This window comes from Pseudoalteromonas sp. OFAV1 (assembly GCF_021532595.1).
In the GTDB taxonomy this organism is placed as follows: domain Bacteria; phylum Pseudomonadota; class Gammaproteobacteria; order Enterobacterales; family Alteromonadaceae; genus Pseudoalteromonas; species Pseudoalteromonas lipolytica_C.
Map to the genome: position 1 here is coordinate 88287 of NZ_JAKGBG010000002.1, position 21162 is coordinate 109448.

19 protein-coding genes and 1 pseudogene are annotated in these 21162 nt (G+C 40.5%); 10 read left to right on the plus strand and 10 right to left on the minus strand.

Annotated elements, in window-relative coordinates; all coding sequences use genetic code 11:
* Positions 1–193: 193 nt before the first annotated feature.
* The 4 genes from L1267_RS01540 (at position 194) to L1267_RS01555 (ending at position 6649) form a co-directional block, all read left to right on the plus strand.
* On the plus strand, positions 194–1357 hold the full coding sequence (locus tag L1267_RS01540; RefSeq protein WP_235381917.1) for an efflux RND transporter periplasmic adaptor subunit: 1164 nt from the start codon (positions 194–196) through the stop codon (positions 1355–1357).
* Between the two features lie 12 nt (positions 1358–1369).
* Positions 1370–4501 (plus strand): efflux RND transporter permease subunit, encoded by a 3132-nt coding sequence (locus tag L1267_RS01545; protein ID WP_235381918.1) that lies wholly within the window; start codon positions 1370–1372, stop codon positions 4499–4501.
* Entirely contained in the window at positions 4501–5904 is a 1404-nt protein-coding gene (locus L1267_RS01550; RefSeq protein WP_235381920.1) for an efflux transporter outer membrane subunit, read from the plus strand. Before L1267_RS01545 ends, L1267_RS01550 begins: the two co-directional genes overlap by 1 nt.
* A 127-nt stretch (positions 5905–6031) precedes the next feature.
* Entirely contained in the window at positions 6032–6649 is a 618-nt protein-coding gene (locus L1267_RS01555; RefSeq protein ID WP_235381922.1) for a TetR/AcrR family transcriptional regulator, read from the plus strand.
* Positions 6650–6657: 8 nt separating this feature from the next.
* Here the strand turns inward: L1267_RS01555 and L1267_RS01560 are convergent, their stop codons facing one another.
* The 6 genes and pseudogenes from L1267_RS01560 to L1267_RS01585 all read right to left on the minus strand — a co-directional run bounded on the left by L1267_RS01560 (position 6658) and on the right by L1267_RS01585 (position 12254).
* Positions 6658–7755 (minus strand): HupE/UreJ family protein, encoded by a 1098-nt coding sequence (locus tag L1267_RS01560; protein WP_235381924.1) that lies wholly within the window; start codon positions 7753–7755, stop codon positions 6658–6660.
* Between the two features lie 8 nt (positions 7756–7763).
* Positions 7764–8756 carry a tetratricopeptide repeat protein gene (locus L1267_RS01565; protein ID WP_135926569.1) on the minus strand — a complete coding sequence of 331 codons (993 nt, stop codon included), beginning with the start codon at positions 8754–8756 and terminating at the stop codon, positions 7764–7766.
* Positions 8757–8795: 39 nt separating this feature from the next.
* Entirely contained in the window at positions 8796–9314 is a 519-nt protein-coding gene (locus L1267_RS01570; RefSeq protein WP_235382013.1) for an Ig-like domain-containing protein, read from the minus strand.
* Between the two features lie 14 nt (positions 9315–9328).
* Positions 9329–10921, minus strand: coding sequence for a DUF4331 domain-containing protein (locus tag L1267_RS01575; protein WP_235381926.1), 1593 nt, complete (start codon positions 10919–10921; stop codon positions 9329–9331).
* A gap of 120 nt (positions 10922–11041) precedes the next feature.
* The gene (locus tag L1267_RS01580; protein ID WP_105180285.1) at positions 11042–11728 is read right to left on the minus strand and encodes an anti-sigma factor; all 687 of its coding nucleotides are present in this window, start codon (positions 11726–11728) and stop codon (positions 11042–11044) included.
* Positions 11725–12254: pseudogene (locus L1267_RS01585) on the minus strand (sigma-70 family RNA polymerase sigma factor). The gene L1267_RS01580 and the pseudogene L1267_RS01585 overlap by 4 nt, the downstream one beginning before the upstream one ends.
* A gap of 331 nt (positions 12255–12585) precedes the next feature.
* Here L1267_RS01585 and L1267_RS01590 point away from each other — a divergent pair.
* A complete protein-coding gene (locus L1267_RS01590; RefSeq protein WP_138556566.1) occupies positions 12586–14205 on the plus strand; it encodes a diacylglycerol kinase family protein in 1620 nt (539 codons plus the stop codon).
* Positions 14206–14208: 3 nt separating this feature from the next.
* Here the strand turns inward: L1267_RS01590 and L1267_RS01595 are convergent, their stop codons facing one another.
* Positions 14209–14475 carry a VF530 family DNA-binding protein gene (locus L1267_RS01595; protein WP_235381928.1) on the minus strand — a complete coding sequence of 89 codons (267 nt, stop codon included), beginning with the start codon at positions 14473–14475 and terminating at the stop codon, positions 14209–14211.
* A gap of 57 nt (positions 14476–14532) precedes the next feature.
* Positions 14533–14832: a DUF1496 domain-containing protein gene (locus L1267_RS01600; RefSeq protein ID WP_135926573.1), complete on the minus strand. Its 300-nt coding sequence runs from the start codon at positions 14830–14832 to the stop codon at positions 14533–14535.
* Between the two features lie 95 nt (positions 14833–14927).
* Between L1267_RS01600 and L1267_RS01605 the strand changes: the two genes are divergently transcribed.
* On the plus strand, positions 14928–15158 hold the full coding sequence (locus L1267_RS01605) for a TIGR02647 family protein (protein ID WP_105180290.1): 231 nt from the start codon (positions 14928–14930) through the stop codon (positions 15156–15158).
* 57 nt (positions 15159–15215) lie between these two features.
* On the opposite strand, the gene maiA is transcribed toward L1267_RS01605, so the two are convergent.
* Both maiA and hmgA read right to left on the minus strand, forming a co-directional pair.
* Positions 15216–15845, minus strand: coding sequence for a maleylacetoacetate isomerase (gene maiA / locus L1267_RS01610; protein WP_235381930.1), 630 nt, complete (start codon positions 15843–15845; stop codon positions 15216–15218).
* Positions 15845–17149, minus strand: coding sequence for a homogentisate 1,2-dioxygenase (gene hmgA / locus L1267_RS01615; protein WP_105180292.1), 1305 nt, complete (start codon positions 17147–17149; stop codon positions 15845–15847). The genes maiA and hmgA overlap by 1 nt, the downstream gene beginning before the upstream one ends.
* Before the next feature lie 103 nt (positions 17150–17252).
* Here hmgA and L1267_RS01620 point away from each other — a divergent pair, with 103 nt between their 5' ends.
* From L1267_RS01620 to L1267_RS01635, 4 genes are all read left to right on the plus strand, one after another.
* Entirely contained in the window at positions 17253–17708 is a 456-nt protein-coding gene (locus L1267_RS01620) for a MarR family winged helix-turn-helix transcriptional regulator (RefSeq protein WP_138556561.1), read from the plus strand.
* A gap of 96 nt (positions 17709–17804) precedes the next feature.
* A complete protein-coding gene (locus L1267_RS01625; protein WP_235381932.1) occupies positions 17805–18617 on the plus strand; it encodes a hypothetical protein in 813 nt (270 codons plus the stop codon).
* Positions 18617–19657, plus strand: coding sequence for an extracellular solute-binding protein (locus tag L1267_RS01630; protein ID WP_135926578.1), 1041 nt, complete (start codon positions 18617–18619; stop codon positions 19655–19657). Before L1267_RS01625 ends, L1267_RS01630 begins: the two co-directional genes overlap by 1 nt.
* Entirely contained in the window at positions 19657–21156 is a 1500-nt protein-coding gene (locus L1267_RS01635; RefSeq protein ID WP_199526887.1) for an ABC transporter permease, read from the plus strand. The genes L1267_RS01630 and L1267_RS01635 overlap by 1 nt, the downstream gene beginning before the upstream one ends.
* The last annotated feature ends 6 nt before the right edge of the window (positions 21157–21162 follow it).

The following is a 21162-nucleotide window of genomic DNA, read 5'->3' on the forward strand; positions in this document are numbered from 1 at the left end:
AAGCAGTTCTAACTGATAGTTTTAAAATGATTTTCTTAACTAGCTGCTAAATTACTCAATTAGCAACTTATTTTTTGCACAAAAAACACACTGCAAAGCAAGCAAAATATTTAATGTAAAGATACTTAAAGGTGGTTGATCTGTGCCTTTTTTAGTTTAGAATGATCGTTAACTCTAAATTAAGGAACTACACATGCAGCGCTCTCGCATTCCATTTTTTGCAGTGTCAGCTTTAGCTGGTGCTGTTTTATTATCAGGCTGCGGCCAATCAGAATCGGCTCAAGGGCAATCGCAGGCAGCTCAAGCTGTACCTGTTGGTGTTATTGAGATGCAAAGCAAACCACTTACGCTAACTAAAGAATTGCCAGGTCGTGTGGCTGCTTCACGTATCGCGCAAATTCGTCCACAGGTTAACGGTATTATTCAGTCTCGTATGTTCGTTGAAGGTGCTGAAGTGGAGAAGGGCCAAGCCTTATATCAAATTGACCCATCTACATTTGAAGCAGAGGTCGCTACCAGCAAAGCCGCTATTACTAAAGCTCAAGCAAGTATTGCTAATGCCAAAGCAAAAGCTGAACGCTATAAAGAGCTATTGAATATCAAAGCTGTCAGTCAGCAAGATTATGATGAAGCGGATGCGGCATACAAAAGTGCAAAAGCCGACTTATTGACTGCTCAAGCACAGCTTAAAACCGCTGAAATTAATTTAAACTACAGCAAAGTGTTAGCACCAATTAGTGGTCAAATTGGTAAATCGGATGTCACTGCCGGTGCCCTTGTTAGCGCTAATCAAGCAACAGCATTAGCTACTATCACTCAGCTTGACCCAATCTATGTTGATTTAACACAGTCAAGCAGTGAACTAACACGTTTGAAAAAAGCTATCGCCGCAGGTGAGCTTGATAAAGATGCCGCTTTACATTCAAAAGTTGAATTAAAAATGGAAGATGGCAGCACTTATCAACACAAAGGCACATTACAATTTTCTGAAGTAACCGTTGATCCAAGTACAGGCTCTGTGACTTTACGTGCTGAATTTCCTAACCCTGAAAAATTACTTCTACCGGGTATGTATGTTCGCGCAGTGATTGTTGAAGGTGTGAAAAGTGATGCGATTTTAGCACCACAACGTGGTGTGAGTAGAAACACCAAAGGTGAACCTACTGCCATGGTCGTAAGTAAAGATAACACAGTTGAAGCACGTGTGCTGAAAACTGACCGTACTGTAGGCTCAAACTGGTTAGTGACAGATGGCCTAAATAATGGCGATAAGCTGATTGTTGAAGGTTTACAGAAAATCCGCCCAGGAGCCCCAGTAAACGCAATGCCAGCAGAATCAGTAGCTAACAGCCAGTAACGGAGAAACTTAATGTCACGATTTTTTATTGATCGGCCCATATTTGCATGGGTACTTGCTATCGTTGTTATGCTGGCAGGTATCTTAGCAATTAGAAGTTTGCCGGTTGCGCAGTATCCATCAATTGCACCGCCTGCAATTAGTATTCAAGCCTCATACCCTGGTGCGTCGGCCCGTACTTTAGAAGATACGGTTACACAGGTTATTGAACAAAAAATGAAAGGGCTAGATGGCTTACTCTACATGTCGTCAACCTCTGAATCGAACGGCTCTGCGACTTTAACGTTAACTTTTAGTGCAGATACCGACCCTGATATCGCACAGGTTCAAGTGCAAAACAAATTGTCGCTTGCAACACCTTTATTACCAGAAGAAGTACAACGTCAAGGTGTCTCGGTTGCAAAATCGGCTCGTAACTTCTTAATGGTTGTAGGTTTTGTATCTGAAGACGGTAGCATGAACAACATCGATATCGGTGATTATGTTTCATCTAACGTACTTGATATTATTTCTCGTGTTAACGGGGTGGGTGAAGTACAACTTTTTGGCTCTCAATATGCAATGCGTATTTGGTTAGATCCAGCTAAATTACTTAAGTACTCATTAACTCCTGCTGATATTAGCGCTGCAATCAGTGCCCAAAATGCGCAAGTGTCGGCAGGTCAACTTGGTGCCTTGCCAGCAGTGAGTGGCCAACAACTGAATGCAACAGTGACTGCGCAAAGCCGCTTACAAACACCTGAGCAATTTAGAAATATCTTTGTAAAAACCAATGCTGATGGCTCTGTTGTTCGTTTAAGTGACGTTGCCGATGTTGAATTAGGCGGTGAAAACTATGGTGTTGTCGCTCGTTTTAACGGCAAACCGGCATCAGGTTTAGGTGTTAAGCTTGCCAGTGGTGCTAATGCACTTGATACAGCTGATGGCGTAAAAGCGGCACTTGCTGAACTTGAGCCTTTCTTCCCTGAAGGTTTAACTACGGTTGTACCTTACGATACAACGCCGTTCGTATCACTTTCAATTGAGAAAGTAGTTAGCACTCTAATTGAAGCTGTTGTGCTGGTATTCTTGGTCATGTACTTATTCTTACAGAACTTCAGAGCAACACTTATTCCAACTATTGCAGTACCTGTTGTATTGCTAGGTACGTTTGCCATCTTACAAGTGTTTGGCTTCTCAATTAATACTCTCACCATGTTTGCTATGGTCCTTGCCATTGGCCTACTGGTTGATGATGCGATCGTTGTTGTTGAAAACGTTGAACGTGTAATGACCGAAGAGAACTTGTCTCCTCTTGAAGCTACACGTAAATCAATGGATGAAATCAAAGGCGCGCTTGTGGGTATTGCCATGGTTCTATCGGCGGTATTTGTGCCTATGGCGTTCTTCCCGGGCTCTACAGGTGTTATTTATCGTCAGTTCTCAATCACCTTGGTAACGGCAATGAGTTTATCAGTGCTGGTTGCGTTAATTCTAACGCCGGCCCTTTGTGCAACAATGCTAAAACCAAGTCATGTTCATAATGATAAGTCTTTATTTGGTCGTTTCTTCCTTGGTTTTAACCGTGGTTTTGATAAAACAAACTCGGGTACACAAGGTTTTGTGTCTCGTATGATCAAACACAGTAAGCGCTATTTACTTATTTACGGTTTAATCGTGGGTGGCATGGTGTTTATTTTCTCACAATTACCATCGGCATTCTTACCAGATGAAGACCAAGGGATTTTGTTTAACCAAGTAAGCCTACCTGCTGGAGCAACAACAGAACAAACCTTAAAAGTTGTTGAAAAGATGGAACACCACTTCTTAGAAGAACAATCAGAAGCGGTTAAATCTATCTTTACGGTAACAGGTTTCAGCTTTGCAGGTTCTGGGCAAAACGCAGCAATCGGCTTTGTTGGCTTGAAACACTGGGATGAACGTCAACGCCCTGATTTATCAGTAGGCGCTGTTGCTGGTAAAGCCATGGGATACTTCTCAACCATTAAAGAAGCCTTTGTGTTTGCTTTCCCACCGCCTGCGGTTGTTGAGCTTGGTACTGCAAACGGTTTCACCTTGTTCTTACAAGATAGGGTTGGTCTAGGTCACGAAAAACTACTTGAAGCACGCAACATGTTTTTAGGTATGGCGGCACAAAACCCTGTGTTATCGGGTGTGCGCCCAAATGGTCAAGAAGATAAACCAGAGCTGGAGCTTGATATTGACTTAGCCAAAGCTGAAGCATTAGGTCTGACTCAAGCAGATATCAATAATACGTTATCAACGGCTTGGGGTAGTCGCTATGTAAATGACTTTATTGACCGTGGTCGTGTGAAAAAAGTGTATTTACAAGGTACGCCTGAATCACGCATGGTGCCAGAAGATTTAGACAAATGGTACGTGCGCAATGCCAATGGCGATATGGTGCCATTCACTGCGTTTGCTCAATCTTATTGGACTTATGGCTCGCCGCGTCTTGAGCGTTATAACGGTTTTTCAGCGATGGAAATCCAAGGTGCCGCTGCACCTGGTTATAGTACAGGTCAAGCGATGGCCGAAGTTGAGAAAATGGTTAAGAAGTTACCGCCAGGTGTGGCGTTCGAATGGACAGGTATTTCATATGAAGAGCGTTTAAGCGGTGGTCAAGCACCATTACTTTATGCACTTTCATTGTTAGTTGTATTCCTTTGTTTAGCGGCGTTATACGAGAGTTGGTCCGTGCCTGCGGCGGTTATGCTAATTGTACCGCTTGGGGTATTTGGTGCATCGATTGCCTCATTTATATTTAATTTATCAAACGATATTTATCTACAAGTGGGTCTATTAACCACTATAGGTCTGGCATCAAAAAATGCCATCTTAATTGTAGAGTTTGCGATTCATAAAATGGACGAGGGTATGAAACTTGTCGATGCTGCTGTTGCTGCTATTCGCCTTCGTTTACGTCCAATCTTTATGACATCAATGGCATTTGTGTGTGGTGTACTACCACTTGCAATTGCATCAAGTGCTGGTTCGGGTGCACAAAACGCACTAGGTATTGCTGTTATTGGCGGTACTCTTGCGTCATCGACCATTGTGGTGTTGTTTGTGCCATTGTTCTTTGTATTGGTGCGCCGTGTATTCCCTGGTAAAACAAAGTCAACCAAAGAGGAGCAGGCATAATGAAAGCTAAACTTATCTCAGTGTCTGTTGCTGCACTTATGTTATCTGCCTGTAATATGGCGCCAGATATGGAGCAACGTGAATTACCCGTTGCTCAAAACTATGATGTTCAAGGTACTGCAGGTGATATCAATGCACTTAATTGGCAGTCATTTTTCACTAATGCTCAGCTGCAACAGCTGATTGCGCTAACGCTTGAAAACAACAAAGACATTAAAACTGCTGCACTTAATGTGCAGCAGGTAAGAGCGATGTATCAGATTGAAGATTCTGCGCTTTACCCAAGCATTGATTTAAATGCATCGGGAACCCGTCAGCGTCTTCCGGCAGATTTATCTGGTACTGGTCAAGCGACTATTTCTGAAAACTATTCAGCGACTGTTGGCTTAACTGCTTACGAAATTGATCTTTGGGGCAAAGTGCGCAACCAATCAGAGCAAGCTTTACAAAACCTCTATGCCGCTGAATACAGTTTAACCAGTGTGCGCATTAGCTTGATTTCGGAATTAGTGAATGCGTGGCTTAACTATGCGACGGATAAAGAGCTATTGGCGCTTGCAAACGAGACTTTAAAGTCTCAGCAGGAGTCTTTAGAACTAACCCGTAAAACATTTGCTCTTGGTGCTGCGTCTCAGTTAACGCTATCGCAACTGGAAAGTACAGTAGCAACCGCTAAGGTCGATATTGCAAACTATCAGCGCTTACTAAAGCGTGATAAAAATGCTCTCGATTTTCTAGTGGGTAAAACCGTCACTGCTGATTTACTACCTAATCAAAATATAGATGATGTACTGAACTTGCCGGATGTGCCAGTGGGGTTGCCGTCAGAGTTACTGACGCAACGACCAGACATTAAGGCCGCTGAGCATGATCTATTGGCAGCTAATGCAAATATTGGTGTGGCAAAAGCGGCATTCTATCCGAGTATAAGTTTAACCGCCAATGCCGGGACGGCCTCTGCTGATTTGAGTAATCTTTTTGATTCGGGCTCAGGTACATGGAGTTTTGTACCATCGATTAACTTACCTATCTTTAATATGGGTCGTAATCAAGCCAATCTCGATGTTGCAAAGGCACAACAAGAAATGGCGCTTACTAGCTATGAGCAAACCATACAACAAGCATTTAAAGAAGTATCTGATGCCCTTGCTGATCGAGAAGGTTATATGCATCAGCTAGATGCACTCAACGATTTGTACCAAAGTAATGAGTTATCTTTTACTTTATCAGATGCGCGTTTTCAAAAAGGAGCAGACAGTTACTTGCAAGTGTTGGATGCGCAACGAAATTGGTACAGTGCTGGGCAACAGTTAATTTTGGGTAAACAAGCGTATCTTGCTAGCCAAATTAATTTGTATAAAGCACTTGGTGGTGGCTGGAATGCGCAAAAAAATGTGCATTAAAACAGCAAAAGCATAATTTATTTAAGGTTTTGCAGGATCTTAGTTGTTTTGACTCTCCTGTGATATTAAGATCCTGTAAACCTTGTTTAAGTAAAAGTTAACCATTTCAAAAGAGCTTGGAGAAACCATGACGCAAAAAACGAAAAGACACAATGACCCTGCGCTTGCTGAGGCAAGACGTAATCAAGTGCTTTGTGCTGCAGCGGATTGTTTTCGACGTAAGGGCTATCATGGCGCGGGAATGGCTGAAATTTCTAAAACAGCAGGCATGAGTGCAGGCCATATCTATAATTATTTCGCTAGTAAAGAAGCGATTATAGAATCGATTGTTGAGCGTGATATGGAAGAAATGTTCTCAATCTTTAAAGAGTTTGCAGATAAGCCGGGCGATCGTGTCACCGTGTTGCTAGATGGACTCGATAGAGGTGTTGAGCGCCATACCGATTTAAATCAAGGTGCGCTTGATTTAGAAATGCTCGCAGAAGCTGCGCGCAATGAAAAAATAGCTAACTTACTGCGTGAGTCAGATAGCCACGCCCGTGATTCTATGCGCGAATTGTTAGTTGGTGAAAGAGGGCCGTTACAAGGTACCGCACTTGAAGAAGTGAATGCCCGTATTGAAGTGATGTTTTCTGTGATGGGGGGGCTCTTGTTGCGTAAGATGTTAAACCCAGATCTTAATATCAATGAGTTACATAAAGCGTTGCGTCCAGCGATGAAAACCTTATTGTTACCCTTTGAATAAAGCGCTTATTAAAAGCGCTCTATAGACCATTGGATTGCCATAATGGCAATTAGCACTGAGCCTGCTGGCATAATGGTTTTTTTGTACCAGGAGTTATTTCTAAGTAGCATTAGCAGTGGTAAACAGATTGCTAAAATAACTAGTTGACCAATCTCAACCCCTAAATTAAACGCTAATATGCTCATTAGCTGGTATTGATTTGATAAGCCAAGCTCACCTAACACACTCGCAAACCCCATCCCGTGCAAGAGACCAAAGCAGAAGGTGATCCAACCTAAACGCACAATCATTGGCCAAATATTATTTATTGCAGCAAATAATACAGAAAGCGCGATACCTAATTCTACCCATCGGGTGTTTGGCGATATGATATTCATAGCCGTTGCTGTTAGGGTCATTGAGTGAGCAAGTGTAAAAGCGGTGATGAGCCACGCAGTATCAACAAGGATTTGTTTTTTAGACTCGACACGTTGCCACTGTCCTTGCTTACGAACTAACACACAGCCCAGCAATAAAGCGATTAAAAATAAGATATGATCTGTGCCCATCCAAATATGTAATATGCCTTGCTCTACATATTCAACAAACGTTTCTGAATAGCTCGTTTCATCAAAACTAAAAATTTGAGTTTGTTCATTTAAAGTAAAAACCCGGCTTATATTTCCAATTGCAGAGATGGCTTTGTGATTCGCATCGACTTCGAACAATGCACTGTAATTTATAGAAAAGCTTTGGCTATTTGGGCAGCTAATGTGTATAGGGGTAACGATATATGATTCATTAAAATGTGAGTCAATCTTTAAATCACCCTCACTGTTTATTGCACATAATTCATTATTTTGCTGCGCGCTAATCTTTTCAACTAGGTATTGATGAATAGCTCTTTTTTGATTTTTAATTTCTTGCCAAGTGATCACGTCATCTGCATTTTTATCAAATTCGACAACGTGTTCTAAGTCCATCACAGCCACTTTCCATTGACCATTTAAAGTTAATTGTTCATTTTCGGACTTCGTTAATTCTAAGTATGCCGTACTAAGTTGATGAGCGTTTAGTTTAAAACTAAAGACCAAAAGAATTAAAAAGACAGATGATAATATTTTCATAAATTTCCTCAATTAATGAGCCCTGTGAGTTCAAGCAGACGTTTATCGCTTTGTAGTTTCGCTTGTTGCCAATTTATTCGAGCCCAATATTTGGCCTTGGTCATATTCCTATTTATAGTTAAATAATACCAAGCTAAATCACTTGCGTGATAGGTGTCTTGTCTCAATTCTCTGAGTGTTACTCGCTTTGCCATCTGCTCTTGCCATTTAGTCGATTGGCTTTTAACTTTTTCAGCTTGTGCTAAACGCAGTAAAATAGCATCTTCAAGGTTGGCATTTTCAGATGTTAAAACGGCTAAAGTAGAAAGCACTGCCGAGCCATTTTTTTGAGCTAATTGTGCATCAGCCCAAAGAACCACTAGACTTACAGGTGCCGTTTTTAAATCAACGTTACTAAGATATGATAAAGTTTGTTCTGTGTAGCCTAATCGATATGCCATTTCAGCGAGTACATGACGAGTATTAATACTCATAGATGAAGAGCTCGCTATTTTTTGAAGCCCTTCATAGCTTTGTTTCAGTTCTCCATTTTGACTTTTAACATCTAAAGAACATGTTGATATTGTTTCAATGCTTGCCAAGCCAAACAATGATAAACACTGACCTAGCGCTTCATCAAATTTACCCTTTACCATCAATAAATTAGCTTTAAGTAAAATAGCATTAACGTGCTGAGGAGCTTGATCGGTCACATCACTTAGGATCCGAATTGCCTCGTCAAATTGATGTTCACGTTGTAATAGTCGTGCATAAAAGTAATGTATATCAGGATCATCGGACTGTGAAACTTTATGCTCTAAGTAACGCTTTAAAATACCTTGATTGCTTTCGGTGTTACCAACATGTTGGCTTTCTGAAAAAAGCTTGCTCAGCTGTGCTTTAGTAAAGTCGGTTTTGATCTTCTTGCTGGAAACGGCTATGACATCTGAATCTTTTGGAGTATAAGGTTCAGCATGAACAAAGACACTAATAACCATCGCAATGTAAAATAAATATTTCATGATTTCTCCAAAGAAAAGCCATCCGTGGCCAAGATTTAACTAATTCCCGTTCACTAAATCATCAAAATTTGCTTCATCACCCGTATTTATAAATTCACGGCCATTGAGTCTTAAGGGCTGTGCGCTTGGGTCTTGATTAAATGCGGCCCGTCCTATGGTTGAAAAATCAACTTGCAATGTTTCTATGGTGATACTAACAGTCGCTGTAGCCTGACTATTAACGCCATCACTAACTGCAAATTGAAAACTATCCGAACCTACGGTCTCAGGGTTAGGTGTGTAGCTATAGCTGCCATCAGAATTTACATTTACGGTGCCTAAATTTGGTTCACTGACTAAACTGTACGTTAATTCATCGCCATCGGGGTCTGAGCCTTCAAGCATATCGTTAATAACGATTTCAGTTTGGGTTGTAACCATTGCATCAACAGCGCTTGGTGCATTATTGACAGGTTCAGGCTTCATCATATTTTTGTCATCTTTGTCATTATCACTACAAGCTGTTAATAATCCTGTGATAATAATGAGTGTGATGCTTGAGAGTTTTAAATTACGCATCATTAATTTCCTCATTACTTAGAGCCAGCAATCGGGGTAGCAAGATAAGGAAAACTGCTATCCATCATACTTGCATCAAGTGGTGCACCATCTGTAAATGGAACATTACCTACACTTGCATCCTCTGCTGTACACAAGCCAAGATCAGTATCTGTGCCATTCACTGGGATTGGGTAACATAAACGACCCATTACTACACGTAATGCAATGTCGACTACGTCATCTCCAGGTCGACGACCATTTGGGAAACCTGCTAAATCATCACCAGCTACACCAAAAGCTGATTGCTCATTTTGTGGAGTTGCAGCGATCGCTGTATTTAAACGCAGCATTTCAGATGGCGTAACAGTTGAAAGTTGATTAACACCAGGGAAACCCGTTAAAAATGCTGTAACTAAATCATTTCTTGGGAAGTTAGTAGGTGCCAATGTTTCAATATTGGTACCCAACGTTGAATTCACAGCATCTTTAAATAAGATATTTAAAAGCTCAGGTAGTGAAGGGTGGGTTACATAATCAGCAAATTGCGTATCATCAGATGGCGCTGATGTTGAAAATGTATCTTTGTCTTTCAAGCCAATAACTAACTCATTGACCAATGGGCTACCAAGGCGAGAAACCTGTGTTAACGCACCGCCATTTACTGCTGGTTTAGCAAATGATGCATTTGGGTTTAATATACGTGCTTGTGGCAAGCTTGCAGTTGTCCAACTACCAATTGTGCCATTACCTTCACCTGTTACACAGGCTTTTGGTACTTCGACAGCAATTGAAGTGACATTTTTCATTGCTAAATCATCATTATCGGCTGATTGAGTGATACCTCCAGGGAAACCTTCACCATCGCCTGCGCCAGGCGAACTGTCACCTTCGACTGGAACATAATTAACAAGGTCAAATGTTTTGCCTAGATTCACAACAAATGGGTCTTTTCTTTGACCTACAAACACTTTACCCATGCCATCACAACCTGGAAGTGCGACATTATAAATAAATTGATCAGCGTATTCTTGGTATGAAGCCATTGATGAGAATGTCTTATTACCAATGTAATCTAGTGGTTTATAAAAATCATTGCTGCTATTGGAGGTGTTAGTCAGCATGCTTTTTGTGCCAGAACGTTGTGTGCCAGAAATAACACTCACAGTATATGACTCACTGAAATTAACGGCAGAATTATTACCTGCAGAAACACCACCGACATTTTTTAGAGGAACTGCAACTGTTCTTTGATTACCTTCAGGTCCAACAGTAAGTGCTACACCCATATTATTGTTTGGCAACATACTTTTGAAATTAAATGCAAATGTCATGTCTTCAATAGCATCACCATCGTTATCAATATGGATGCTATAAGTTGCGTCTGGGTCCATAGCAAAGTAGTTAGGACCACCATAAGCATCTTGCAATGGGATGTAGTTAGCAATAAATGTTACATAGTCACCTCGGCCTTCTTCGTAACTGTTAAAGGCATAAAAGTCTGTCGAATCTAACGTTGGAAAGCGCGAAATATTTGGCGCTTCACGATGGCTAGATGCTTCAGATATAGAAGTAAATAAGGTACTACAAACTGCAATCGTAATTAGGGATGGTATTACTTTCTTCATGACTTTTTCCTTAGTTTTAATTTAAGTCATAATGAAAACGTTTACCTAATAAGATTGGATGCAAAAAAATTGAATTATATTTTAAAAAGTTTAAAAGCCGTGTTAAACACGGCTTTTATATTAAAGGATTACTAAATTTGTAGTGTAGAGTACTTCAGTTGGTGAGCCATTAGGGGAACCACCTAATGGCTCTAAGCTGACTGCTAGAATAGAAATGTCGTCCGCATTAAATTGACTATTTTTTATCAGTTCTATGTTGCCACTTTTAGGTAGTAAACCTAATGAAATTGGTGCTTCTTGTCCTTTTAAAATCATCCAAAGCTCATAGTCTTTATCAGATCTTGGGCTAAGAACATTTGATGCTTTGACAGATAAGGTTTTATCTTTCACATCAATAAACCACAGTGGCTGCTCAGTTTCATTTTTAAATAATGCAATTTGTTGTGATCCAGTAGCAAGCTCTTGCTGTGGCTGCCAAATAATCAATGCTAAGACTATACATGCAGCTGAGGCAATTAATGACCATGCTTGGAGTAATGACCTATTTGTTTTCTTTGGTTTATTTATAGGGATAACATTAGGGTCAATGCGATTGATAATTTTTTCCCACACATGATCATCTGGTGGAACAGATTCAATTGAACTTGCAAGATTATTTAAATGTTGCTCCCACACCCAAGTTGCTTCTCTGGCACGTGTAGAGGTCAGCATCAAGCGAGCAAAACGGTCGCGTGCAGGACCTCGCAATGTACCTAGTACGTATTCGGCGGCTAACATGTCTATAAGCTTTTGGTTTTCATAATTCATAACGTTAAGCACCTCTGTAATTGCTGTAAACCACGTCTGATCCAGCTTTTAACTGTACCAAGAGGAGAAGCAATATGATCTACAAGCTCATGATGAGTCAGTCCTTTATAATAAGCTAAGTGAATAGCTTGCTTTTGTTGTGGATCAAGTTGTTCTAAGCAATCTACTAATTTAGAGTCATCTTCATAGCTGATTTGAAGTGATGAACCATCCCCTAAGTCATGTTCATCTGTGAGGCTTTGCTCTTTACGTACTTTGTTGTGACGAATAAGGTCAAGGCTTCGATATCTCACTATGCTGATCATCCAGGACATAACAGCCCCTTTGGATACTTGATATTCACTAGCATTGTGCCAAATCTTAACAAATGAATCTGCAAAACCTCTTCCGCTTGTGCTCGATTACCGAGCATCTTGAGGCTGATTGCAAATAGTTTGGCACTCGTATTTTGGTACAAATTTGCAAAGGCATTTTTATTACCTTTTGCTGTTGCACTCAAAAGCGCTAAAAGTTCATCGTTGTCCATATAGTTCCTGTTATGTTATTAGTAACGCTTTAAAAGTGGTTTTAGATGCAAAAGAATTTTTAATAAAAAATAACCAGTGAATTTAAAGCTCAAAGCATTTTTCTACTGGTTATCCTAGCAGTCTTGTTTAGGTTAGCAACCTACATGTAAATTATTTGTAAGTTAGTGTAAGTTATTCATAAAATTGTGAAAAAATGTCCTAAACTTAAAGTGTAGGTTTTTAAGTGAACGCTAAGTTACTGATTTTAAATAGCCACCAAGTTTAAATAAGGCGGTTTTACTGGAGTGAAATTTGCAACGTACTATGTAATTAGAATAACAAGGAGTGATTATGTGGGCAGCATTTAGCTATCTTGCGCTGGCAATTATTTTTATAATCGTGGCAATTCGAGTTGAGCTCGTTTATTTTGCGCTATTTTTTTATTGGGCTGCATTGTCGCTACTACTAGTTAGTGGTGCTTATTTTTTTAACATTGCGCGAATTTTCAGAAAGCGTGAAAACGGTGTAATACCAATTTACATTCGTTGGGCATTTATTCCCTTTTTACTAGGGGCTCAAATATACAATGCTTGGTCTCGTAAGCATGATAAAGTGCCTCCCTTACAACAAATAAATGAACATCTGTTTTTAGCTTGCAGGCTCTTTCCATCAGATATTGACACCATGAAAGAGTTAGGGATTACAGCAATCTTAGATGTTACCTGTGAGTTTGATGGCCTTGAATGGTCATCGACCCAAGAAAATATTCGCTATTTGAATATCCCCGTTTTAGACCACAGTGTGCCAACTCGTGCGCAATTACATCAAGCAATTAACTGGATCCACCATCAAGTAAAGGCTGATAGACGTGTTGTTGTACATTGCGCATTAGGTCGCGGACGTTCAGTGTTTGTTATGGCTGCATACTTACTAAGCCAAGATAAAGATGCAGATGTTCATACTGTTTTGGAGCAAATCAAAGAAACTCGAGAAACTGCTAATTTAAACAAGCGCCAACTTCGTCACTTAATAAAACGTCATCGTCGAGGCGATTTACTAATTAAAAACAAAGCTGTATTAATTGCTAATCCAGTCTCTGGTACAAAGCTGTGGCAAGAAAAGAAAAAGCAGATAACCGCAAGGTTAAGTGAATATTATGATTTAACTGTACACACTACAACAGAAGAAGTGGACGGTATTCAATTAGCTAAAGAGGCTATAGAAACAAATCCTGATGTTGTTATCGCATGTGGTGGTGACGGTACAGTGACAGAAGTAGCCAGTGTGTTAGTCAATACCGACTGTAAGTTAGGCATTATTCCTTTAGGCACTGCTAATGCATTAGCTCATGTATTAATGGGGATCCAATCTAAGTTAATCCCAGTCGAACAAGCTTGTGAACTTATTATTGAGGGACAGGCAAGTCGGATCGATACCGCTTTGTGTAATGGCGAGCGAATGCTGTTATTAGCAGGAATTGGGTTTGAACAGAAAATGATTGAAAAGGCGCATCGAGATGCTAAAAATGAGTCCGGCCAACTAGCTTATTTACAAGGATTTTGGCAGGCACTAAGCGAACATGAAGCGCAAGATTATACAGTTACATTAGACGACAATGAACCTCAGTCTATAAATACCAATAGTTTAATCATTGCAAATGCAGCGCCGTTTACTACATTGTTGGCTCAATCAGCAGGTCAGCCAGATCATAATGATGGTTTACTTGATGTTAATTGGTTAACGCCTAACTCAGAGGCTAAAGCCAGTACGTTAAGTATTGCTGAATTAGTATTTTCAAGCATAACGCAAACAAGCTTTGCCATTAATAGCCATCATACAAATGCTAAACGAGTTTCTGTAAGTGCAGAAAAAGACATTAGTTATGTGATTGATGGTGAGGTTAAAACAGCAGAAAAGCTGGTGGTAGAGGTATCACCGAAGTCACTTTCGGTGATAATGGCCGAAACCTAACAGTTATTTTTTAATACTTTTCCACTCAAAAAGTGCGTCATCATCGGCCTTTTGAGAGGAGAAAGTATCAATGTATAGTTGTTCAACTTTTTCACGGGCCCAAGGTGTTTTACGTAAAAATTTTAAGCTTGATTTAACACTTGGGTCATTTTGAAAACAGCGCACATCAACATGCTCAGCTAGTCCTTCCCAGCCAAGTTTTTCTTCAAGTTGGGTTACGATGTCGGCAAGCTTGATACCGTGCAAAGGGTTATTTGGTTGATTGTCCATGCTTAATCTTTGGTTATTTCTAAACTGAGTAATAGTAACGTATCTAGCGTCTTTAAGCTAATTGACGTTTATACTCTTGCCTCGTTTTGGATAGACAATATCGCCGTTTTTATCCAGTCTTAACCACGCTAAGTCGCTGTTTGAAAAATTTGGCTGTTTGGCTGCACAAATTAACGTTATATCGCCAACAGCAATATAAGCGCCTTCGGTGTAACGCTTATTTTCATACCAACACACTTTGTGGTTGTTAAGTGCTTCTTGGCCATCTAGCACAACTAATGCTTTATCCTTTGCTAAAACGAACTGTGAAAACAATAAAATAAACAAGGTAGTTAAGATTAAAATCTTTCTAAACAAAATACACCTCTCATTGTGCAGTTTTTTGTATCTACACTAAGCTTATGACTGTATTCTATAAAAGCACAATGACGTGATAATAAAAAGGTGAACACATGCAATTTAATAAAAATATGATTGACGAATTAACCCTGCTTGCTAAGTTTCCCCGCGACTCACAAATGCAAGGCATTAAAATCCACTCTGATGCAGAAGAAACAGTAAAAAATGCTGCAAAACGTCTTTATGACAAAGGCATTACTGATAGCCCTGATGGCGGCTATTTAACGGATTTAGGGCTAGATTTGATCAATCACGTGAGTGTTATTAATTCAGCACTGAGATAAAAATTAGATAATAAAAAGGCCCAAAATGATTGGGCCTTTAGTTTTAATAACAACGAATTAGATTGCGTCAGGTTGGTTCTGAGGAGCCGCATCAATAAAGGCATCTAGCTTATTACAATGCTCATAAACTGCGGCGATTTTTGGGTACTTACTCATATCAACGTTAAAGCGTAAGGCATTAAATACTTGCGGCACTAAACAGACATCAGCAAGTGTTGGTTTGTCGCCAACACAAAAAGTGTTCGCTTCATCAAGTAACTTTTCGATACTCTCAAAGCCAACTTCTACCCAATGCTTATACCAGGTCGTTTTTGCTTCTTCATCAACACCAAGATCATTAGCTAAGTACTTTAATACTCGCAAATTATCGATAGGGTGGATATCGCACGCTACGGCATAACATAAATTGCGGATCTGGGCTTTTTGCCATGCATCACCTGTTAAAAGCGGTGTTTCTGGGTGCGTTTCTTCAAGCCACTCTAAAATAGCCAGCGATTGTGCAAGCACACCTTGATCAGTTTCTAGTGCCGGTAATAACCCTTGTGGGTTTTTTGCTAGGTACTGGTCGCTTTGCTGCTCTGATTTTAATAAATTAACGGTGACCAACTCGTGATCAATGTTCTTTAAATTAAGAGCAATGCGAACTCTGTAAGCGGCTGATGAACGAAAATAGCTATAAAGTTTCATTATGCGTCCTGTTTACCTGTGAAATGTTTTTTAATAGTGCGCCAACAGTCAGTATAGTTAGGCTGACGCTCTTTACCTTCAAGAGCATATTTAGTTGGTGAAATAACGTAACGCGATTCGAACATAAATGCCAAGGTGTTTTCGTAGCGTTGTGGTTTAAGTTCGGCATTTGAAGCTTTTTCAAATACATCTGCTTCTGGACCATGTGGCGACATACAATTATGTAAACTTGAACCCCCAGGTACAAAGCCATGCTCTTTTGCATCGTATACGCCTTCGATAAGCCCCATGAATTCACTCATAATATTACGGTGGTAATAAGGTGGACGGAATGTGTTTTCAGCCACCATCCAACGAGGAGGGAAGATAGCAAAGTCGATATTTGCGACACCTTCTGTACCCGATGGTGACGTTAGTACGGTGAAGATTGAAGGATCTGGGTGATCATAACTCACGGTATTCATAACATTGAATCGAGCAAGGTCATACTTGTATGGTGCACTATTACCTGTCCATGCAACGACATCTAATGGAGAATGACCAATATCGCAGCGGAACATATTGCCATTAAACTTTGCAACTAGTTCAAAGTCTCCCTCTACATCCTCATAAGCCGCAACAGGGTAGTGGAAGTCACGGTCATTGGCGTAACCATTAGCTCCTACCGGGCCGCGCTCTGGTAAAATATAGGCATGGCCATAGTTTTCACAAATATAGCCGCGGGCTGTGTCTGTTAATAAATCAACAGCAAATTTAATCCCACGAGGAATTACGGCAATTTCACCAGCTCGGACTGTTAGTTTTCCACACTCGGTTCTTAGTAATAGTTCACCTTGTTGTGGTACGAACAGCATTTCACCATCAGCATTATAAAAGTAACGGTGTTGCATTGATTTATTGGCTACATAGATATGAATACCTATACCTGTTTGTGCATTAGCACTGCCATTAGCTGCCATGGTGATTAAACCATCAATAAAATCTGTTGGCTGCTCAGGAATTTCAATTGGATCCCAACGTAGCATTGTCGGCGGCGTTGGGACTTCTGTGATAGGAGCGGTACGAATAAGGCCATTGTCTATAGGTGTATAATCACCTTGTACTACTGACGGGCGAATACGATAAAACCAAGTACGGCGGTTATCAGCACGCGGCGCTGTAAATGCTGTTGTGCTGAACTGTTCAGCATATAAATCGTATTTTACTTTTTGAGGGCTGAATTGACCGATAGGTAATGCACCGGGTAATGCTTCGGTTTCGAACTCATTACCAAAGCCTGTCATATATTGTAATTCGTTATTCATCACTAGACTCCTGAAAGGTTTTAGGTAAGATACTCTCATGTGAGACTAAATTCAAACTGCACTGAATTTACTTGTGTAAATAATTTTTGACAGTAGTGAAGCAATGACAACAAACAAACACCCAACGCTCGATTTACAGCAGTTCTTACCTTACTCATTAACCAATATTGCAATGCAGATGAGTGAGCAATTTAGTGAGCTATATCAAAAGCAGTTTGATTTAACCGTGCCACAATGGCGAGTAATCGCGAACCTGGCTCAATATGGTGAATGCACTGCTAAACAGTTGTGTGATATGGCACAAATGGATAAGTCAACGGTGTCCCGTGCAGTAAAGTCATTATTAACAAGAAACCTTATCGCAGCAAAAGCGAACCCAACTGATAAACGCGCAAACTTGTTATCGTTATCAGAGGCAGGAGTAGGTTTGCATAAACAAATTGTTCCGTTAGCAAACGAATGGCAAGCAAGTTTAGTGAGTGAATTAGATAGCCAAGAAATTAAACAATTTATGAACACTCTTAGTAAGCTTTCCAATTACTTAAATAAAAATGTGTAAATCTGTAATCAATGCATTATAGCAATTGATTTAGGGAATCGATACGTATATGATAATGGCTATCATTTACAATTAGCAATTTGGATGTCTCCTGTTATGAAATTAGCGTTAAACACCGTGAAAACACTAGGTTTAAGCCTAGTATTAGCATCTACTTTTATTGCCCAACCTGTATTGGCAAATGGCCCAATTGGTGAGCACGTTAATCATCTAAAAGAAAATTTAAAAGATTACTCTGATGACGTTGAATGGATGATCAACAAAGTCGATATCATGGTGAGTGATTACGAAAGCAAAGGTGCTAAAGCTGTAAAAAGTGATGACCTAATCGAATACTGGGAATCAGTAAAGTTCCATAGTGCAATTGAAACAAACTATGTACCGGTTTATGCATCAATTTGGCAAAGTATTTATGGCATCAAAATGGCTATTGATGATAAAAAACCTGCAGCTGAGGTTCGCACTCATCAAAAGGCGTTGAATGCCGCCTTGTGGCAAGGTTTAGGAGCTGTTAAACTTGCCGCGGATTTCCAGCAAAAAGGCTTGTTAAAAGCTGTAAAAGCGACTGCTTCAGAAGAAATGACGCAAAGTGCTACCATCGATGAAATCAAACACAAATTAGACCGTGTTGTTGCAAAGTACGCAGAGCGTTTAAGCGATGAAGCAACACAAATCGTACATGATACTTACTTGCATTTATTCGAGGGTGTTGAAGGTACACTTATCGAAAAAGATGCGAAGTTAGTCGAAGTGCTCGAAAAAGATTTTAATGTAACCCTGCCAAAAGCGATTTCTGATAAAGGGTCTGTTGACCAAGTACGTGCAGTGGTTGTTGATATGCAAGAAAAGCTAGATCGCGCTAAGGTGTTATTAGAAGAAGCCGAAAAAGCTCGTAAGGATGTATTTTAGTGAAGCGTAGAACCTTTATTCAAGGACTTGCTGCGTTCGGGGTAGTAGGCGCAATGCCACTACCTCTTTCTCGTGCCTTCGCAGCCAGTGCTGCAAGCCCCGTTTCTGTAAAAGACTTACCCGCCCTTGAGGGTGACTTAACATTATATTTAGGCCGCGGCGAAGGCGGTTTGTACGAAAACGTACTGCAGTCGATCGAAAAGAATAATCCAAAATTGAATTTATCAATTCGTAGAGGCCCAACGGCTGCGCTTGGCAATATGATTGTCGCTGAAGCGAAAGCAGGAGTTAAACGTGCTGATTTATTTTGGGCTGTTGACTCAGGTGCGATTGGTTTAATTACCGACGCGGGTTTGGCTAAACCATTACCAAGTGATTTAGCAGCACAGTTACAGCCACAATTCCGTTACCCTGGTTGGGCACCGGTTACCGGGCGTATTCGAACTCTACCTTATAACACCAAGCGTCTGAGCAAAGATGATATCCCCGACAGTATCATGGCAATTGCTGACAGCGATTTATCAATAGGTTGGGCACCTGCTTACGCATCTTTTCAATCATTCGTAACGGCTATGCGTATTCTTGAAGGTGAAGATAAAACCGCTAAGTGGCTTAAAAAGGTTCAAAAACGTTCGAAAACCTATGCTGGTGAGCTTGGTGTAGTAATGGCAGTTGAACGTGGTGAAGTCGATATTGGCTTTGCAAACCACTATTACACATTACGACTTAAGTCAGGTAAACCAGATGCTAATCTTGATCTTGCTTTCACCAATCAAGATGCCGGTTGTTTAGTTAATGCATCAGGTGTTTTATCGTTAACAGATAACCCTAATGCGATGAATTTTATGCGTTACTTACTAAGTTCAGAAGTACAAAGTTACTTAGCCCGTGAAGCCTATGAAATTCCACTGATCCAAGGCATTGAACAACCGGCTGGGTTACCAGCATTAACGGATGTATCACCGCCGAAAATTGATTTAACTCAATTGGCAGATTTAAGGCCAACACTCGACCTTATGCGCAGTAGCGGTGTTTTATAATGCGCATACCTGCTTCTTATCCCATGGCGCTACTTGCAGCGCTTTTGGCGTTAGTGCCAGTTTATATTCTGATCACTTTAGCAAGTGATGCGACTGCTGTATTTGATAGTCATAACTTAAAAATTCTTGGTAACACCTTATCACTTATGGTGTTAACGGTAATAGGCTCTATTTTAATTGGTGTACCTCTGGCGTTTATTAGTGCCTATGTTCAACTTCCATTTAAAAAGCTGTGGCTTGTTCTGTTTGCTGCTCCTCTGGCAATCCCAAGTTATATTGGTGCGTTTACCTTGTATGCTGCATTTGGCCCTGGTGGTGAGATAAATCAGTTGCTCGGCTTCGAAACGCCGCCTATGTATGGGCTAACAGGCGCTGCCATTGTAATGACCCTATACACGTTTCCTTTTGTAATGCTAACAACTCGATCATCTTTACTTAGCTTAGATGCCAGCATGGTTAATGCTGCACGTACTTTAGGTATGTCGATGACAATGAGTGTATTTAAAGTTATTTTACCTCGGGTTATCAATGGTATAGCTGCAGGCTCTTTACTGGTTGCGCTTTATACCTTATCAGACTTTGGTACACCGGCGATGATGCGTTTAGATACGTTCACTCGGGTTATTTATGTAGAATACAACGCCTTTGGTTTAAGTCGTGCGGCAATGTTATCGCTACAACTGATGGTTATCGTCGGATTTTTATTGTTTATCGAGTCACAAATTAAAACAGCTTCAGAACGCCATGGACGTTCATTGATGTTATTTCCATCGAATGGTCAAAAAGTTGCGATGTTACTGACATTTTTACCAGTATTGCTACTTGCGATTTGTTTACCTTTGGCAATTTTTTCACTTTGGCTTGCCCGTGATGGAGTTGCAGATTTTGACTTCAGTATTGCTTGGCATTCAGCCTATGCATCGGGTATTGCTGCTATCGTTGCTGTTGTTGTTGCTGTACCTGTTGCTCATGCAGCGTTGAGTGGAAAAGCTGGGCGTATTATGGAGCGTGTAACTTATTTTGGATTTGGTATTCCGGGTATTGTGATGGGAACGGCATTGGTATATGGCGGTCTTCAGTTGCCACTCTTTTATCAAACCTTAGCTCTCTTAGTAATTGCTTATGTGCTGCGCTTTTTGCCGCTTGCAGTTGGCTCTGTAAGAACCAGTACTGAGCATCTAGATTCAAGTTTAATAAAGTCAGCACGAGTACTGGGTGCCAGCCCTCGTGAAGCATTTATGCGAATTACTTTACCCCTAACTATGCGTGGTATTATCGCTGGTGCTGCTTTGGTATTTTTAGAATCAATGCGTGAACTTGAAGCAACACTTTTACTTGGCCCAACGGGTTTTGAAACCCTTTCAACATATTTGTGGCGTGTTTATGAAGCCGGTTACTTTGGCCGTGCTGCTATTCCTGGTTTATTGTTGGTAGTGATATCAGCATGCGGCTTGGCTATAATGCTCTCTGGTGAAAAGCGCAGTCAATTAGAACATTAAGGATCA

Bases quoted from the DNA above. Each gene is read 5' to 3' on its own strand.
- L1267_RS01555 (WP_235381922.1), top strand. From the start codon at position 6,032: ATGACGCAAAAAACGAAAAGACACAATGACCCTGCGCTTGCTGAGGCA.
- L1267_RS01575 (WP_235381926.1), bottom strand. From the start codon at position 10,921: ATGAAGAAAGTAATACCATCCCTAATTACGATTGCAGTTTGTAGTACC.
- L1267_RS01580 (WP_105180285.1), bottom strand. From the start codon at position 11,728: ATGAATTATGAAAACCAAAAGCTTATAGACATGTTAGCCGCCGAATAC.
- L1267_RS01565 (WP_135926569.1), bottom strand. From the start codon at position 8,756: ATGAAATATTTATTTTACATTGCGATGGTTATTAGTGTCTTTGTTCAT.
- L1267_RS01595 (WP_235381928.1), bottom strand. From the start codon at position 14,475: ATGGACAATCAACCAAATAACCCTTTGCACGGTATCAAGCTTGCCGAC.
- L1267_RS01570 (WP_235382013.1), bottom strand. From the start codon at position 9,314: ATGCGTAATTTAAAACTCTCAAGCATCACACTCATTATTATCACAGGA.
- L1267_RS01545 (WP_235381918.1), top strand. From the start codon at position 1,370: ATGTCACGATTTTTTATTGATCGGCCCATATTTGCATGGGTACTTGCT.
- L1267_RS01620 (WP_138556561.1), top strand. From the start codon at position 17,253: ATGACAACAAACAAACACCCAACGCTCGATTTACAGCAGTTCTTACCT.
- L1267_RS01605 (WP_105180290.1), top strand. From the start codon at position 14,928: ATGCAATTTAATAAAAATATGATTGACGAATTAACCCTGCTTGCTAAG.
- L1267_RS01550 (WP_235381920.1), top strand. From the start codon at position 4,501: ATGAAAGCTAAACTTATCTCAGTGTCTGTTGCTGCACTTATGTTATCT.
- L1267_RS01625 (WP_235381932.1), top strand. From the start codon at position 17,805: ATGAAATTAGCGTTAAACACCGTGAAAACACTAGGTTTAAGCCTAGTA.
- L1267_RS01590 (WP_138556566.1), top strand. From the start codon at position 12,586: ATGTGGGCAGCATTTAGCTATCTTGCGCTGGCAATTATTTTTATAATC.
- L1267_RS01560 (WP_235381924.1), bottom strand. From the start codon at position 7,755: ATGAAAATATTATCATCTGTCTTTTTAATTCTTTTGGTCTTTAGTTTT.
- L1267_RS01635 (WP_199526887.1), top strand. From the start codon at position 19,657: ATGCGCATACCTGCTTCTTATCCCATGGCGCTACTTGCAGCGCTTTTG.
- L1267_RS01540 (WP_235381917.1), top strand. From the start codon at position 194: ATGCAGCGCTCTCGCATTCCATTTTTTGCAGTGTCAGCTTTAGCTGGT.
- hmgA (WP_105180292.1), bottom strand. From the start codon at position 17,149: ATGAATAACGAATTACAATATATGACAGGCTTTGGTAATGAGTTCGAA.
- maiA (WP_235381930.1), bottom strand. From the start codon at position 15,845: ATGAAACTTTATAGCTATTTTCGTTCATCAGCCGCTTACAGAGTTCGC.